General features: G+C 47.5%; 16 protein-coding genes. All 16 read right to left on the minus strand.

All coding sequences use genetic code 11. The features are described from left to right. Window positions 1-163 precede the first annotated feature (163 nt). The gene (locus HII30_RS19855) at window positions 164-682 is read right to left on the minus strand and encodes a cell wall elongation regulator TseB-like domain-containing protein (protein WP_169506778.1); all 519 of its coding nucleotides are present in this window, start codon (window positions 680-682) and stop codon (window positions 164-166) included. Between the two features lie 24 nt (window positions 683-706). Continuing rightward, the gene (locus tag HII30_RS19860) at window positions 707-2,008 is read right to left on the minus strand and encodes an amidohydrolase (protein WP_169506779.1); all 1,302 of its coding nucleotides are present in this window, start codon (window positions 2,006-2,008) and stop codon (window positions 707-709) included. After that, window positions 1,983-2,648 (minus strand): redox-sensing transcriptional repressor Rex, encoded by a 666-nt coding sequence (locus HII30_RS19865; RefSeq protein ID WP_169506780.1) that lies wholly within the window; start codon window positions 2,646-2,648, stop codon window positions 1,983-1,985. The genes HII30_RS19860 and HII30_RS19865 overlap by 26 nt, the downstream gene beginning before the upstream one ends. A gap of 63 nt (window positions 2,649-2,711) precedes the next feature. Beyond that, entirely contained in the window at window positions 2,712-5,570 is a 2,859-nt protein-coding gene (gene dinG, locus HII30_RS19870) for an ATP-dependent DNA helicase DinG (RefSeq protein WP_169506781.1), read from the minus strand. 138 nt (window positions 5,571-5,708) lie between these two features. Then, window positions 5,709-6,338 carry a tetratricopeptide repeat protein gene (locus HII30_RS19875; RefSeq protein WP_169506782.1) on the minus strand — a complete coding sequence of 210 codons (630 nt, stop codon included), beginning with the start codon at window positions 6,336-6,338 and terminating at the stop codon, window positions 5,709-5,711. Between the two features lie 119 nt (window positions 6,339-6,457). Next, complete coding sequence (panD, locus tag HII30_RS19880) at window positions 6,458-6,841, minus strand: aspartate 1-decarboxylase (RefSeq protein WP_169506783.1); 384 nt, start codon at window positions 6,839-6,841, stop codon at window positions 6,458-6,460. Between the two features lies 1 nt (window position 6,842). Next, window positions 6,843-7,724: a pantoate--beta-alanine ligase gene (gene panC, locus HII30_RS19885; RefSeq protein WP_169506784.1), complete on the minus strand. Its 882-nt coding sequence runs from the start codon at window positions 7,722-7,724 to the stop codon at window positions 6,843-6,845. Next, window positions 7,725-8,603 carry a 3-methyl-2-oxobutanoate hydroxymethyltransferase gene (panB, locus tag HII30_RS19890; RefSeq protein WP_169506785.1) on the minus strand — a complete coding sequence of 293 codons (879 nt, stop codon included), beginning with the start codon at window positions 8,601-8,603 and terminating at the stop codon, window positions 7,725-7,727. It abuts the gene before it with no gap. Between the two features lie 260 nt (window positions 8,604-8,863). Then, window positions 8,864-9,859, minus strand: a complete 996-nt coding sequence (locus tag HII30_RS19895) for a biotin--[acetyl-CoA-carboxylase] ligase (RefSeq protein WP_169506786.1) — start codon at window positions 9,857-9,859, stop codon at window positions 8,864-8,866. Continuing rightward, the gene (locus tag HII30_RS19900; RefSeq protein WP_169506787.1) at window positions 9,846-11,141 is read right to left on the minus strand and encodes a CCA tRNA nucleotidyltransferase; all 1,296 of its coding nucleotides are present in this window, start codon (window positions 11,139-11,141) and stop codon (window positions 9,846-9,848) included. Before HII30_RS19900 ends, HII30_RS19895 begins: the two co-directional genes overlap by 14 nt. A 54-nt stretch (window positions 11,142-11,195) precedes the next feature. Further along, window positions 11,196-12,359: an N-acetyl-alpha-D-glucosaminyl L-malate synthase BshA gene (gene bshA / locus HII30_RS19905; protein ID WP_169506788.1), complete on the minus strand. Its 1,164-nt coding sequence runs from the start codon at window positions 12,357-12,359 to the stop codon at window positions 11,196-11,198. Between the two features lie 40 nt (window positions 12,360-12,399). Beyond that, window positions 12,400-13,119, minus strand: coding sequence for a bacillithiol biosynthesis deacetylase BshB1 (bshB1, locus tag HII30_RS19910; protein ID WP_169506789.1), 720 nt, complete (start codon window positions 13,117-13,119; stop codon window positions 12,400-12,402). Continuing rightward, window positions 13,116-13,538 carry a methylglyoxal synthase gene (gene mgsA / locus HII30_RS19915; protein WP_211184698.1) on the minus strand — a complete coding sequence of 141 codons (423 nt, stop codon included), beginning with the start codon at window positions 13,536-13,538 and terminating at the stop codon, window positions 13,116-13,118. Before mgsA ends, bshB1 begins: the two co-directional genes overlap by 4 nt. Before the next feature lie 20 nt (window positions 13,539-13,558). Beyond that, window positions 13,559-14,362: a 4-hydroxy-tetrahydrodipicolinate reductase gene (dapB, locus tag HII30_RS19920; protein ID WP_169506790.1), complete on the minus strand. Its 804-nt coding sequence runs from the start codon at window positions 14,360-14,362 to the stop codon at window positions 13,559-13,561. A 29-nt stretch (window positions 14,363-14,391) separates the two neighbouring features. Then, window positions 14,392-14,922: a tetratricopeptide repeat protein gene (locus HII30_RS19925; RefSeq protein ID WP_169506791.1), complete on the minus strand. Its 531-nt coding sequence runs from the start codon at window positions 14,920-14,922 to the stop codon at window positions 14,392-14,394. 51 nt (window positions 14,923-14,973) lie between these two features. Continuing rightward, window positions 14,974-15,318 carry a nucleotide pyrophosphohydrolase gene (locus HII30_RS19930; protein ID WP_211184699.1) on the minus strand — a complete coding sequence of 115 codons (345 nt, stop codon included), beginning with the start codon at window positions 15,316-15,318 and terminating at the stop codon, window positions 14,974-14,976. Window positions 15,319-15,505 lie beyond the last annotated feature (187 nt).

Raw genomic sequence — 15,505 nt, forward strand, 5'->3', positions numbered from 1 at the left:
CTATAGATTAAGGCTGCCTGGTGTAAGCCATAAAGTAATGACTACTCAGCTGATGTATTCATGGGGATTAGAACAAAAATGAGTAAAAATAAAAAAACATGAGACCAGCACGAATCGCGGTCTCATGATCTTAAAGTATTAAAAAATTTGAAAAAACATAATTTTATCCTTGATTAGGGAGCGTTATATCCTCACCAATGGGTGCGCCATCCTGAAACCGAAAGAACCGATAATGCGTTCCTTTCTCGTTCTTATAATGCAGCTGCCAAACATACTCTCCGTCATACATCCCAGGCAGCAAGCGAAGGATCTCTGCACCAGGCAGGTCCCGATCAATCAAAGACATGATCTGTTGTTCTGATGTACCATCTGATATACGCTCCGCATGCACAGCTTGTTCTCCTGCCGGTTTACCGTCTTCCGTAAATTTGATCCAGACCATGATATCCTGTCCTTCTCCATCTTGTCCGGCCGCCACCCAGTAAATGCTGTCCTTGTCCCAAACAGAATGATAGGTTTTCTGCACCTTACCCAGGCCTCCATGCTGCCTTGCGGTCTGCACCGCTGCTCTTTCTTCATCCCAGATTCCGGACATGACATCTGAATAATAAATTTGAACCGCCAGCAGTGCGAGAAGAATACAAGATATCGTGAGCAGGATTCGCTTGGTGTTTTTTTTCAATGTCTTAACCCCGTTCCCAAGTTCCTAGCGGGCCAACAGCTGCTCAAAAGATCTTTGAGCCTCGCTGCGGATTTTTTCCTCATCCATTGTGAGACAGCTGCCGTTTTTGACGATCTGTTTACCGTCAACCCATACATGCTCAACATCTTTCGCGCTGGCGGAGTATATCACGTGAGATATAAAGTCGGTGCGCGGGAGAAAATGAGCCTGGTCGGTATTTAAAGCAATGAAATCAGCCTTCATGCCTTCAGCTAGTGTCCCTACCTGATCCAAGAACAGCGAGCGGGCTCCGTATTCTGTGCCTAAGCGAAAGGCTTCTGCTGCCGGTATGGCTGTTGGATCCCCGCTGACCCCTTTATGTATTAACGCCGCTAGACGCATCTCTTCGAACATATCCAGATTATTGTTGCTTGCTGGGCCATCCGTACCGAGAGAAACCGTAACGCCTGCTTTCAACAATTCAGGGACTCTGGCAATGCCGCTCGCAAGCTTAAGATTGCTGCCGGGATTATGGGACACGGCTACGCCATGATCTGCTAGGATTTGGATTTCTTCATCATTTAAATGCACACCGTGCGCAACAAGACAAGGCCGAGAGAAAACACCAAGTTTGCGCAGGTGCTCTACAGGCCGTACACCATAATCCTTCACATTTTGCTCAACCTCAGCCCGTGTTTCACTCATATGAGTATGCATCGGAATATTCAGGTCGATCGATGCTTGTACGAATTTTTCAATGAAATCCGGCGGACAGGTGTATGGAGCATGCGGCGAAATCATCGTTGTAATTCTGCCATCAGCCTTACCATGCCAGTCTCTAGCGAAAGCAACAGCTTCATCCAGCTTGCTCTTCTGCACATCAGGCGGACAGAGACCAATGACCCCTCTCGTCAGGACAGCCCGCATTCCGGATTGTTCCGTCACGTTTGCAACCTGGTCCATATGGTCGTACATGTCTAAAAAGGTCGTTGTTCCTCCTTTTAACATCTCTACGACGGACAGCGAAGTTCCCCAGTACACATCCTGAGCGGTAAACTTCCCTTCCATTGGCCACATTTTATCCTCCAGCCAAACCTGGAGTGCCAAATCATCTCCATATCCACGAAGCAAAGACATGGCAGTATGGCCGTGGGTATTCACCAGACCGGGCATGAACAAAAGGTTATTGCCATCCAGCACCTCTATTCCTTCTTCAAGCTGAGGTTCTTCTTCCCCGATATAGGTGATCTGGTCCCCCTCAATGACCATATACCCTTTTACAAGCGTCTTTTCATCCTGTAACACAACGAATGTTCCGTTTTTAATGACCCATTTCTGTTGCGGCATCTTTGACTTCCTCCTTCCCATTGTCCAGGTAATACGCTAAACTCTGCAGATCCGTTGTAAAATCAGCCGTGTGAATACGAATCTGTGGCGGTGCCTTTAAAATAATCGGAGCAAAATTGAGGATCGCTTCAATGCCTGATGCTACCAGACGGTCGGCGACATTCTGTGCTTCAACATCAGGAACGGTAATGATACCGATGCGGATTCCATGATCCTGAATTGTTGATGTCAATTCTTCCATCGGCTGAACCGTCAGATTGTTAATACGTGATCCTACTTTTGAAGTATGTGCATCAAATACCGCAACAATCTTCATATTATCTTTCAAAAAAGCATTGTAGTTGGATAGGGCATGTCCCAGATTACCCGCACCTACCAGAACGACATTGATCTGCTGGTCCAGTTTAAGAATTTGTCTGATCTTCTCAATGAGATAGGACACATCATATCCAATGCCTTTTCGTCCAAAATCGCCAAAATAAGCAAGATCCTTCCGGATCTGAGCCGGATTAAGATCAAGCTTCTGGCCAAGCTCCTGTGAGGAAACGGTAGGGACTTCACGATGATGAAGTTCGTTCAGGTACCGCAGGTATACAGGCAGCCTGCGGACCACGGCTTCCGATATTTTATCCGATTTCATGCTAGCTCCCCCTATTGAATCAAATGAAAACCATCATATTTCATAAAAAAGATATTCATAATTTCATGGAGCCTGGAGCCATTCCGAAATTCTTGGAACCATGTGATCCACCGGCATATGCTCCATCTTGGGTCCTGGAAGAGAATGCAGAAAATACTTGCCATAATAGGATTCAATAACCCTCGTATCGTACACAATGACAATTCCGCGGTCACTCGCCGTACGCACCAGACGGCCAAACCCCTGTTTGAAGCGTATAACGGCCTGTGGTACGGATAGTTTCATGAATGGATTTTTCTTCTGCTGTTGAAGAAGCTCGCTTTTAGCTTCAACCAGCGGGTGATTTGGCGGCTGGAATGGGAGTCTTACGATGGCAAGACAGGACAGAGCCTCTCCCGGAATGTCTACGCCTTCCCAGAAAGAACTCGTTCCCAGAAGCACAGATCCTGGGCTCTCCTGGAAGCGGCGAATGAGCTTCGTCCGGCTCGAACCATCCATCCCCTGTCCCAGCACATGTATATCACTGGATTGGAGCTGGTCCTTCAACGGCTCATACACCTGCCGCAGCATCTTATAGGACGTGAAGAGAACCATCATCCTTCCTTGGGTAGCAAGTGCAGCATCCGCAAGAGATTGTACCAGTGTGTTGACAAACAGCGGGTCGCCTACTGTACCTTTCACACTCGGAAAATTACGAGGCACAATAAGCAGTGCCTGATCCCGGTAATTGAAAGGTGAAGGAAGCAGGACGGTATTGAGTTTGTTCTGCTCTGCTGCTTCCTTCAGCCCAAGATTATCGATCATATATTGAAACGATTTATCTACAGACAGTGTGGCCGATGTCAGAATCACGCTCTGCTTTTTATCGAAAAACAAAGCTTTAAGCTGAGCACTTACATCAATCGGAACGGCATACAGCTGCAGTGATTTGCTCCGATAATTGCTGTTGGCCTCCATCCAGTACACGGTTTCCTCCTGATCGAGGCTCATGAAGAAGTGCAGTTCTTCACGATGGGATGCCAAATCCTTAAACAATCCGTTTAAGTCTGTGACCAGACCCTCAGCACTGTAATCATCCAGATCTTCTCTCAGCTCGCTGACTAGCCTGTCTCCTTGACGGGCCAAATCACCTAAGGTGAGGTAAATTTGATGCTCAATTTCGGACAATGCTGTCCATGTTTTCGGCTTTTTAGCAGCTGACAACCGCAGTGTGAACTGCCCGGCTTCTCCCGGCAGCGCATCCCCGCGCTCAGGAATCAGACCAAACAATTGATCGCTTAACCGGTCCCAATGTTCTTTCACACTGAGCAAATCAGGCAGCATATGATCTACAACGCTCAGCCATTCTGAAGCTTTCTCATGTCCTGACCCTTGAAGGATCTGACGTATGGCAGGGAGCTGTCCGCTTCGGCTGTCTTTATACAAGCGCATTAAGGTGTGAACGATGGAAAAATACTTCAGGTTTAATCCAAGATGCTTACCAGCAACTTCCTCCAGCTGATGAGCTTCATCGATGACTAGATTTTCATAGACAGGAAGAAGCTGATGATTGGCTTTCACATCGGTAAACAGCTTGGAGTGATTCGTAATGACCACATCAGCCATACCCGCTTCATGACGAGCACGGTGATAAAAACATTTTCTGAACCATGGACAAGCCCTGCCAATGCAGGAGTCCGAGTCACTTGACACACTTTCCCAAAAATCACTGCTGCGCCCGCCCAAATTCAGTTCCTCATCATCACCTGTTTTCGTCTGGCTGAGCCAGACGATCATTTGGGCCGCTGTCACCACATCTTCCTTGGGTGAACTGAAGTCTCTTCTATTTATTTTATGTTCAAATTTTCGCAAACACAAATAATGCTGTCTTCCCTTAAAGACGGCTGCTTGAAACGGAAAGGGAATTACCTTCGTTAACAAAGGGACATCCCGGTCACGCAGCTGCTCCTGGAGATTGATCGTATGTGTACTGATCATCACTTTCTGCTCCTGCTTCACACTCTGATAGATGGATGGCAGAAGGTAGCCTAAGGATTTACCTGTTCCAGTACCCGCTTCAATGAGCAGATGTTTATGTTCATCCAGCGCGGTCATGACCTCCTGGAACATAAGATCCTGTGCTTCCCTGCTCTCATAGTTAGGAAGCGTGTCGCTGAGATTATCCCGCACCTGCTGCATATACTGCTGAAAGGTGACATTCTCCAGCGGATTGCCATCCTCTTCATCTCTGACGGGAGTCATATCCGTCCAATCATCCACGGCCAGTGCAAACTGCCTGAAGAAGATTTTCCCTTGATCCTCCGTCTCATCCAGCGGCCTGTTCTCCCTCTCCGCTCTCAGACCATCAAAGAACCACCTCAGGTCACTATCTTCATCGGTGAAAAGGTCACTAAGTCGCTGAACCGTAATCAACGGAAGATGATCAAGCTCCTCCAGACATTTCAACAGTACATGCGCCGTCGCAAGCGCATCACTATCTGCCTGGTGAGGACGATCATGTGTCAGCCCAAACTGAGATGCCACCATCCCCAGCTGATACGTGTGCAGGGAAGGAAAACAAATTTTCAAGAAATGTATAGTATCCAGAATACGTCCGCTGAACGGCAAATATCCGCACCGGTCCAGCGCGTTCTGTAAGAAGTTAAAGTCAAACGTCACGTTGTGCCCCACAAGAACAACATCGTCCAGCAAAGGCACCAGCTGCATCATCATTTCTTCCAGGGACGGTGCATCTGCAACATCCTCATTGGAAATACCGGTGAGACCCGTTATGAAAGGCGGAATCGGAATTCCAGGATTCACCAGAGAACCGAATATACGCGAAACGGTGCGGTCCTCTTCGATGATGGCCAGTCCTGCTTGAATAATCTCATCACTTGACTGGCTGCCCGTGGTTTCAAAATCCAAAACGGCAAATTTCATTTTAGCTAAATCCCTTTCCTGCAGTCTACTTACCAGCATAACAGAAGTTATGCCTTTTGAACATTCCAGGCACAAAAAGACGATGCCCTGGTGCTCATACAACGAGCGGGCATCGCTTCTTGGACAGTATGATAATCATCACATCATCGAGATCAGCGGACTGCCATACTGAAGCTCACCGCGTTTCTTGTGACACACCTCCAGGTTGATCAGCGGATCAGGGAAGGTCGGATCGCTTTGAATGGCAAGCGTAAAAAACTCCGAAGCCTTCTCCGTCACACCCTTCAGTACCTGTATACATCCCATGGCGTTATAAATCATGGCTTTCAGTTTTTTATCATCCGCCATCGGGAGTATAGAGATCAAGTACTTCGAGGCTTCTCCTGTATCGCCAAGATGAAGGTGTGACATCGCCATATACAACCGGATGAGCAGGCTTTCAGGATAAACAGCTGCTGCTGCAGTAAATTGGGCAATGGCCGGTTTGAACATGAGCAGCTTGTAATATCCTTGTCCGCGGATAAATGAATCCAGCTGCAGCTCCGGTGATTCGGTCGGCGGAAATACCGGTGGAGAAGCCGCATTTTCACGAAAAATGGCCATCCGCTCCTCAAACCGCAGCCATTCATCGATAATGCCTTCACTCATTTTTTTCAGCAAATTCCAGTTGTGTACGAGCGCCTGTTTTTGTGAGCCTTGAGCAGAAGGGTAATGCTTCACAATATCATCTAACATGTTGTTCATTTCATCGAATACATGCTGAAACATGGAGTGCATCCCACCCTTAGCCAGAAAATGAGATCAGTGCGGCCGACCTGATATCATTTTTTGTAAAGGCGCTTCTTTTCATTCTAAAATCCATTCGTCACATTTTGGGGGATAACCGTTTAACGGATCGTTGCATGAATTTCACGATGCTCGGTAATCAGCGGTTTATTGTTTCCATCAACAATGACGACTGTAGGCTGGTGGACTTCATATTCTTCCTTGGACATCATGGCGTAAGAGATGATAATGACCTGATCCCCAGGCTGAACCAGACGGGCTGCAGCTCCGTTCAGACAGATGACTCCGCTCCCGCGGCGCCCTTTAATAACGTAAGTTTCCAGCCTTGCACCGTTGTTATTGTTTACGATCTGAACTTTTTCATTCTCCAGCAAATCAGCAGTATCCATCAGATCTTCATCAATGGTAATACTTCCGACATAATTCAGATTGGCTTCTGTGACGGTGGCACGATGTATTTTGGATTTCATCATTGTTCTAAACATGTCATGCACCTGCTTTCGGTTGAAATAATATATTATCAATCAATCGGGTTTCCCCAAATTTCACTGCGAGTGCCAAAATGATAGCATTCTCGATGGTTTCAAGTTCCGCATCATCAGGGATACTTACGAGATCAGGGAACTGTAGAATTTCTGTGTAATCGATGTCTGCAAGAGGCGCCTTGGAAATGGCTGACGTCAACTGTTCCCTTACCTCTCCTGCTGTTGTAAGAATCCCTTTATGCATGCCATCAACAGCATCTTGTAACGACTTGGACAATACCAATGCCTGCATTCGCTCTTCGTCGTTTAAATATACATTCCTGGAACTTAACGCCAGACCATCAGCTTCTCTGACAATGGGACATGGAACAATCTTCACATCCAGATTCAGATCACGCACCATTTGTTCAATGACTGCAACCTGCTGCGCATCTTTCATGCCGAAATAGGCAAAATCCGGTTTCACGATGTTGAACAATTTATTAACTACCGTTGTTACGCCATCAAAATGTCCTGGACGGGAAGCCCCGCATAAAAGAGAAGTCAACTCAGATACTGACACTTTGGTTTTTGTAGGCTGTGGATACATCTCGTTGACAGAAGGAAGGAACACGATGTCTACCCCTTTTGATTTCGCAAAGCTCAAATCACGCTGCTCATCTCGAGGATAGGTCTCGAAATCTTCTCCCGGTCCGAATTGAATAGGATTCACAAAAATACTCACAACTACCGTCCCTGACTGTTTGCGCGCCAGTTCCATCAAGCTGCCATGACCCTCATGCAGGTACCCCATGGTCGGGATGAAACCGACAGGCCCCCTTCCAGAAGAACGGCCGTCTGCCAGCTCTGAACGAAGCTCATCTATCGTTCTTATGACTTTCATTTATGACTCACCTTTATCCTTGGAATGTCCGTAAAGTCCAGGGGTGGAACCCGAAGTCCCTGAGCTGCCTGCAAACACATGCTCTTCTGCCGGGAATGAACGCTCTTTCACTTCCTGCACGTACTGCGAGATGCCTTCCCTTACCAAGGCTCCGACATCTGCATAATTCTTCACGAATTTTTTCTCACGGTATGAAGACGTGTATTTCAGAACATCATGATATACCAGAACCTGTCCGTCACAGGCACGGCCCGCCCCGATCCCGATCGTCGGGATGCTCAGTGCTTCACTAATGGAAGCGGCAGCCTCTTCGGTTACCAGCTCCAGCACGACGGCAAATGCCCCTGCCTGCTCCAATGCTTTGGCGTCCCTCATCAAGCGAGCAGTATCCTGTTCATCTTTACCTTGAATCCGGTATCCACCGATCTGGTTCACGGACTGAGGCGTTAAACCGATATGACCCAGCACCGGCACTCCCGCCTGCACAATATGCTTGACCGTATCTGCAATCTCGGCTCCACCCTCCAATTTAACAGCATGGGCATGCCCGTACTGCATCAGTTTGCGTACATTGCCCAGCGTTTCGTCCAGGCTTCCGTGATATGTCATAAAAGGCAGATCTGCCACAATGAATGTATTCTCCGCACCGCGGGCAACCGAGCGGGTGTGATATACCATATCCTCCATCGTCACAGGGATTGTAGAATTGTAGCCAAGAACAACATTTCCTAGAGAATCTCCTACCAGAATGATATCTACACCAGCCTCTTCAGCCAGTTGGGCAGATGGATAATCATAGGCCGTGATCATGCTGATCGGGGTGCGTTCATGCTTCATATTTTGAATTTTAATAATATTTAAAGGTTGTTTACCTGCCATGCGACACCATGCCTCCTATAGTTTTTGTATAAACACAACAAAAAAACCTTTTTTAGCTGTACCGCTAAAAAGGTCCGAAAGGCAAAAAAGAGTCACTCGCGATCGTCCCTTCTGTCTCGGTCCTTTCGGCTCAGAGCAGAATCCACGTAACCGGCTGTGCAGTTTAATGATTTAATCATAATAAGAATGATAAAGTGCAGTTCTTAGTTTCAGATACCGCCTTTACTTCTTAAGTATAACAAATCCACAGTAAATTTTCACTATTCTTTATCCAGCGGCACAACACGAATCTCTCCAGAGAACACAGGCATCCATTCTCCATCATCTCTGCGGATCAAGAGTGCCCCGGATGAATGAAGCCCTGATGCTGTCCCCTCGGTTATCCCTCGAGGTGTATGTACTGCTACTCTTCGGTTAAGTGTTACGGAAGAAGCCTCCCACATATCGGCTATGATTTGAAAACCCTGCTCTTTATAGAGTTCGTAAAGATATTCAAGCTCATGTAGTGTAGAGACAATCAATTCATTCCGATCCACGGACCGGCCTCCTGCAACTTTTAAAGATGTAGCAATGGGTTTTAATTCATCCGGAAAGCCCTCCTCAGGAATATTGACACTAATCCCCAGTCCGGCTATACAGTATCGTACTGCATCATCTTCAGCCTTCGATTCCAAAAGGATTCCGGACACCTTTTTAGAACCAATCAGTACATCATTTGGCCATTTAATGCCGGCTTTGAGTCCTGTTGTTTTTTCAATCGCTTTCTGAACGGCAACACCGCATAACAAGGTAAGCTGCTGAACCAAATGGACAGGCTGCTCGGGCCTCAGGATAATACTCATAAAGATTCCCTTCCCGAATGGTGAATAAAACGTCTTGCCCATGCGCCCTCTGCCGCTTCGCTGCTCCTCTGCCAGAACAACAGTACCTTCAGAGGCTCCTTGTTCTGCCAAAAGCCTGGCATCTTCCTGAGTCGATTCCGTAGTCGATAATATATGAAGCTTGCGCCCAAATTTTTGAGACTTTAATCGTTCTGCCAACATGTGCTCATCCAGCGGCATCGGGGTTTCTGTGATCCGGTATCCCATGCGCGGCAGGGCTTCAAATTCGTACCCGGCCTGTCTAAGCTTGTTGATCTGCTTCCACACTGCTGTCCGGCTGATTGACAGTTTACGGCTAATCTCTTCACCGGATAGAAATTGATCCGGACTTTGCCGGAACATATCCAGCAGAGGATCTTGTTTATATTCCTTCATCTTGAATCACCCGCTTCGCTTCTTCAATCAAAACTGTTTCATCATTCTGCATATAACCGGCTGCCGTCTGAAACAGCAGATGAGAAAGCAGCCCCTTCATCCACGGTCCGCCTCTGCGATTTACGGATGTCAACAGCTCATCACCAGTCAAAGCCAATTCCTTCAAACTCTTGACCTGCATTCCCTTAAGCCAAACCCTCGCATCCTCGATCTGGACAAGTGCGGTCCCCCCCGTACTCCGGATACCTTCCTGCAGCTGCAGCCACGCTTCCGCTGCAGGAACCCCCATCTGCAGAACGAGTTGAATCCAAAGCACCCGATCAGCATCAGGCTGTGCTTCTCTCAAGGAATAGTCCCATGCCTCCTGGAACTTCACCAGACCCAAGATCAGTTCCCTGCGCCGATTGGAAAAGGTCCACTTTCGCAGGAGATCTGAACTTTCCGCTGCTGATATTTTACAGCCCATCAGCAGTAAAGCCCAGCGGATATCCGGCTGATCTGCCGATACACCTTGAATCGCTCTGATAAAGGAAACATCCTGCTCCTGATCTTGATATGGAAAAGGCACCTTCATCTCCAGGTGCAATCCGCTCTCCTTAATCAGAGACAGTCCGCGCAGCGGGTCCGGTCCAGACATCATTTTATCCAGCTCACTGCGAATTCTTTCCATAGCAATCCAGCCTAATGTCTTTTTAACCTCCAGCAATCCGTTCCAAGTGTCTTTAGCAATCATAAAACCGAACACAGAAGCAAAACGTATACACCTTACCATGCGCAATGCATCTTCCTGGAAACGGACCTTGGCTTCCCCTACACAACGAATCAGCGCTTTATCAATATCATCGCGTCCACCGAATGGATCTACCCATTGCCCTTCCAAACCCAACGCCATGGCATTCATCGTAAAATCACGACGGCGAAGATCTTTCTCAATTTCATTTACAAATACGATTTCGGCAGGATGTCGATGATCATCGCTTCCTCTTTCCACACGATAGGTGGTTACTTCATAGGATTGGCCTTCTGCCAGTACAGTTACCGTACCGTGCTGAATTCCTGTTGGAATGACACGATCAAAAAGAGAGGTTATCACATCAGGCAGGGCTGAGGTCGTAATATCAATATCACTGACGTTACGGCCCATATATTCATCCCTGACGCATCCTCCCACCCAAAAGGCTTCATACCCGTTCTCAAGAATGGTTTTGATTACCTGGACACTGCCCGACACCAATAGAGGATCAGCATGCTTCCAATTTATACTTTCACGATGTTCTGCCATGGGTCTCCTGTTCCTTTAAACCGTTCAAATCAGCGGAAAGAGGTGCCATTCCCTTCAGCGACAGGCAGGATGTGGCTCCTTCGCTTTCCGTCCCAATACCCGGTAATAAATTTGTTCATATTCACTGCGGATTCGTTCATTGCAAAATTCTGATGTGGCCCGCTTCAGGCAAGCTTCCTTCATGTCTGAAGCCAGCTTTTCGTTGCTGAGCAGATGGATGGCATGCTCTGCCATTTTGGCACTATCTCCAATCGACGCCAAAAATCCCGTTTCACCGTGAGTCACAAGCTCAGGGATCCCCCCAGCCATAGATCCAACAGTCGGAACGCCGCAGGCCATGGCTTCAAGCGATACGAGACCAAAACTTTCTTTCTCGGAAGGCAGCAGAAGCACATCAGCCATGGAAATCACATGAGCGATTTCATCTTGTTTGCCGAGAAAATGCACCCTGTCTTCCAGACCCAGTTCCTTGATGCGGCACTGAATTTTTGGAAGATCAGGTCCTTCGCCGACCAGCAGCAGCTTGGCGGGTAAGGCCTTATTCACACGTTCAAATATATCCACTACATCCTGAACTCTTTTGACAGGACGAAAATTGGAAATGTGCATTAATACTTTCTCTCCGGGTTCCGCATAATCACGCCGCAGAGAAGCCGAATCTCTAGGGTAGTAAATCCGAGGATCAACAAAATTGTAAGTTAAATCAATGTCCCGGTTGATGTCCAGCACCTCACGCGTTTCCCGGATCAGGTCTTGAGAAACGGCGGTAACAGCATCACTTTCATTAATCGCGAGACGAATGAGATCCTTGAGAGATTCATCCTGTGCCAGCACGGTAATATCCGTGCCATGCAGTGTAGTGACGACTTTAAGCTGGTCTCCGACCATCTGCTTCGCCAAAAATGCGCATACTGCATGAGGAACCGCATAGTGAACATGCATGACATCCAGCTGCTGCATATTGGCCACCTGAGCCATCTTGGTCGCAAGCGACAGGTCATACGGCGGATAACGGAACACATAATAATCGTTAACTTCAACCTCGTGATAAAATATATTTTTATGAAAAGCCCCTAAACGGAACGGAATACTGTGCGCAATAAAATGCACCTGATGCCCTTGCTCCGCAAGGAGCTTTCCCAGTTCAGTCGCCACGACACCTGATCCACCCAATGAGGGATAACAAGTGATGCCGATTTTAAGCGGCTTCTGTTTCATAGGGAAACCTCCTTTGTTTGCACAGCGTATGTACCTGTAATTACGCTTCTGTATGGCTGCCAAATAAACGGACGGTGTACGGTGTCTTGGAGGCAAAGCCTTCTGCATAAGGAATCAGGCTTCGCTGTCCCAGCAGCGAATCACGAGCCCGTACACGTTCAATATACCCTTCCGTAAGCGGTGTCGATACAGAATCAGGATCATTTTTTTCGAATTGAGATCTGTAACACGAAAGAGCCTGCACTTTTTGTTCATAGTGGGATGTTACATCCACAATCAGATCCGCCTTGCCCAGATCATTGATGAAATAAAAATATAACTGTTCCACTCTTACAGCTGCTGAATCCGGCATATACCGGCGCAGTTTGGCATTAAAGACCGCCTCCTCCACCAGTTTGCTGCAAGCAACATGGTCAGGATGGCGGTCTTCCCAATAGGGAGCGAACACGATTGAAGGTGAATACGTTCGGATGACCTTGACGATAGCTTCGACATGCTCCGCAGTCATCCAGAGCCCGCGGTCATCCAGCTCTAAATTGCAGCGTACTTTCAAATCCAGAGCACGGGCAGCTGCCTTAGCTTCCATCTGCCGATTCTCCACTGTGCCGTTGGAGGACATCTCGGCACGGGTCAAATCACAAACGCCTACCGATAATCCGGCTTGTGTATGTTTGGCGATCGTTCCGGCCATTCCAATTTCTGCATCGTCTGAATGTGCGCCGAAGATCAATATATCCAGCTTTTGTGATTCTGAACTCATTGGTCAACGCCCGGCTTATATTTGTGCACCAGTTCACGCCAGCCCAAATCTCCACGATTCAATGCCTTCACCAGAACTTCAGCAGTTGCAATGTTCGTCGCAAGAGGAATGCCCTGTACATCGCACAAGCGAAGGAGCGCATTAATATCCGGTTCATGCGGCTGGGCCATTAAGGGATCACGCAGGAAGATGATCAAATCCATCTCGTTCTTGGCAACCAAAGCACCGATCTGCTGGTCTCCTCCCAGTGGTCCGGAGGCAAACCGTTCAATCTTCAGTGACGTCTGTTCCATTATTCTGGTGCCTGTGGTACCTGTAGCATACAACTGGTGACCCTGGAACACTTTTTCATAAGCGATAACAAAGTTCACCATCTCTTCTTTTTTACGGTCGTGGGCAATAAAAGCAATCTGCATCATATGGTTTTCTCCTTCTTTCTCTACTCTATAAAATGGTCAAAGCCGTAAATCATCCCTGTGTATTCCATTACTTTCTGAACAGCCATTTTTACGCCTGGCATGTATCCTGCCCGTTCATACGAATCATGACGTATTTTCAAACTTTGTCCGAAGCCGCCAAAAATAACTTCCTGCTGGGCAAACACACCCGGAAGACGGACACTATGGATCCGAAATCCATTATAATAGCCGCCTCTGGCACCCTCAATGACTTCTTCTTCAGCAGGATTACCCTGACGCAGCTCTTCACGGTTCGCAGCAATAAGCTCAGCCGTCTTAATGGAAGTACCCGAAGGAGCATCCAGTTTCTGATCACCGTGGGTTTCAATGATTTCTACATGCGGGAGATATTTCGCAGCCTGGGCCGCGAATTTCATCATCAGTATTGCTCCAATGGAGAAATTCGGCGCGATCAGTCCGCCAATCCCCCGGCTATGACACTGCTTGTCCAGATCTTCGATTTGTTCTGGTGTGAAACCGGTCGTCCCCATTACCGGACGAACCCCGTGTTTAATAGCCAAAGCTGTGTTGTCATACGCCGACTGAGGATTTGTAAAGTCAACCATCACATCCGGCTTGCTCTCCACCAATGCCATCTCTAAATCAGAGGTTACCGTGATCCCGCAAGAAGGGAGTCCCACCAATTCACCGGCATCCTTCCCGCTGTCGCTCAATCCGACGGCAGAGGCAAGCTCCAGCTCATCATCCTGCAGCACCAATTTAACAACTTCTTTGCCCATACGGCCCCCCGCACCGACAACGGTCACTTTTATACGTTTCGACATCGTAATCCCTCCGGTCCATGAAATACAACTTATGAGTCCTGCAAATATTGTCTTAATCGTTGTTTAAGTTCTTCCATCAAGTGCTGCAAACCGCTCTCCTGAGGATATAGGCCTATCACTTCTTTTAAGGTGGAAATAGCAAGCGGATGCTCATTCAGCTCTGTATACACCAAAGCCAGCCATACATAAGCTTCGGGATCCAAGGGATCCATCGATACAGCGGATTTTAACAGCTGGGCCGCAAGGTATAAATCCGTAGATGCAGGTTGGATTTTGTTCTCTACAAGCTTTCTGGCCTGCTGTACAAGCTGCAATGCTTTTACATGATGTAAATGCAGCTGGTATCCTTCATGATCCGGATGTAACTCCACAGCTTTCTCAGCATGAAATACAGCGGGTTCCAATTTCCCGCTTCTTCCATAAGTGATCGAACATCTATAATGAATCTCCGCGTCTCCCGGATCAGATTGAATTGCTTCCTTGAACCAGCGGATCGCCTCTTCAAAATCATTCTGCAGGATGCATCGGTATGCATGTTGAATATATGGATTATCCTTCACTGGCTGTCCCTCCCCCTTAAGCGGGTTTGGTACAGCATATGTAATAGGAGCCTATTCGGTGTTTATTTTCGTCCAGCGTCCTTCATCCCGTGTCTTGAATTTGTGCATCACCTTGTTATGCGCTTCTGCCAGATCAATATTGAGAGAATTGGCAAAGCATAGGGTGATGAACAGGATGTCGCCGAGTTCCATTTCAATGGAGTTCTCTTCCTCATCCGCTTTCTTCGGTTTTTCACCATAGCGATGATTCACTTCTCTGGCCAGCTCACCGACCTCTTCGGACATTCTAGCCATCATGGACAAGGGACTGAAATAACCTTCCTTGAACTGAGAAATGTAAGCATCAACCTCTTGCTGCATTTCTGCCATGGTTTTTCCCAAGCCGACTCCCTCCATTCCAAATTTGCTGCCTTCTTTAAGTTCGACAAAATAAGCGGCAACGTTTTACACCTATGTTATCGTAAAGCTCATTTGAAAACAAATTATTTTTATCTGATGACAGATTGTCAAGCTAAGCGCGACACCTCGTCCATGAACGATTGGTGAGAAGACTTCCAGCCGAGGCATTTCCTAGGGCGGTTGT

This window comes from Paenibacillus lemnae (assembly GCF_012933385.1).
GTDB classification, from domain to species: domain Bacteria; phylum Bacillota; class Bacilli; order Paenibacillales; family Paenibacillaceae; genus Paenibacillus_AQ; species Paenibacillus_AQ lemnae.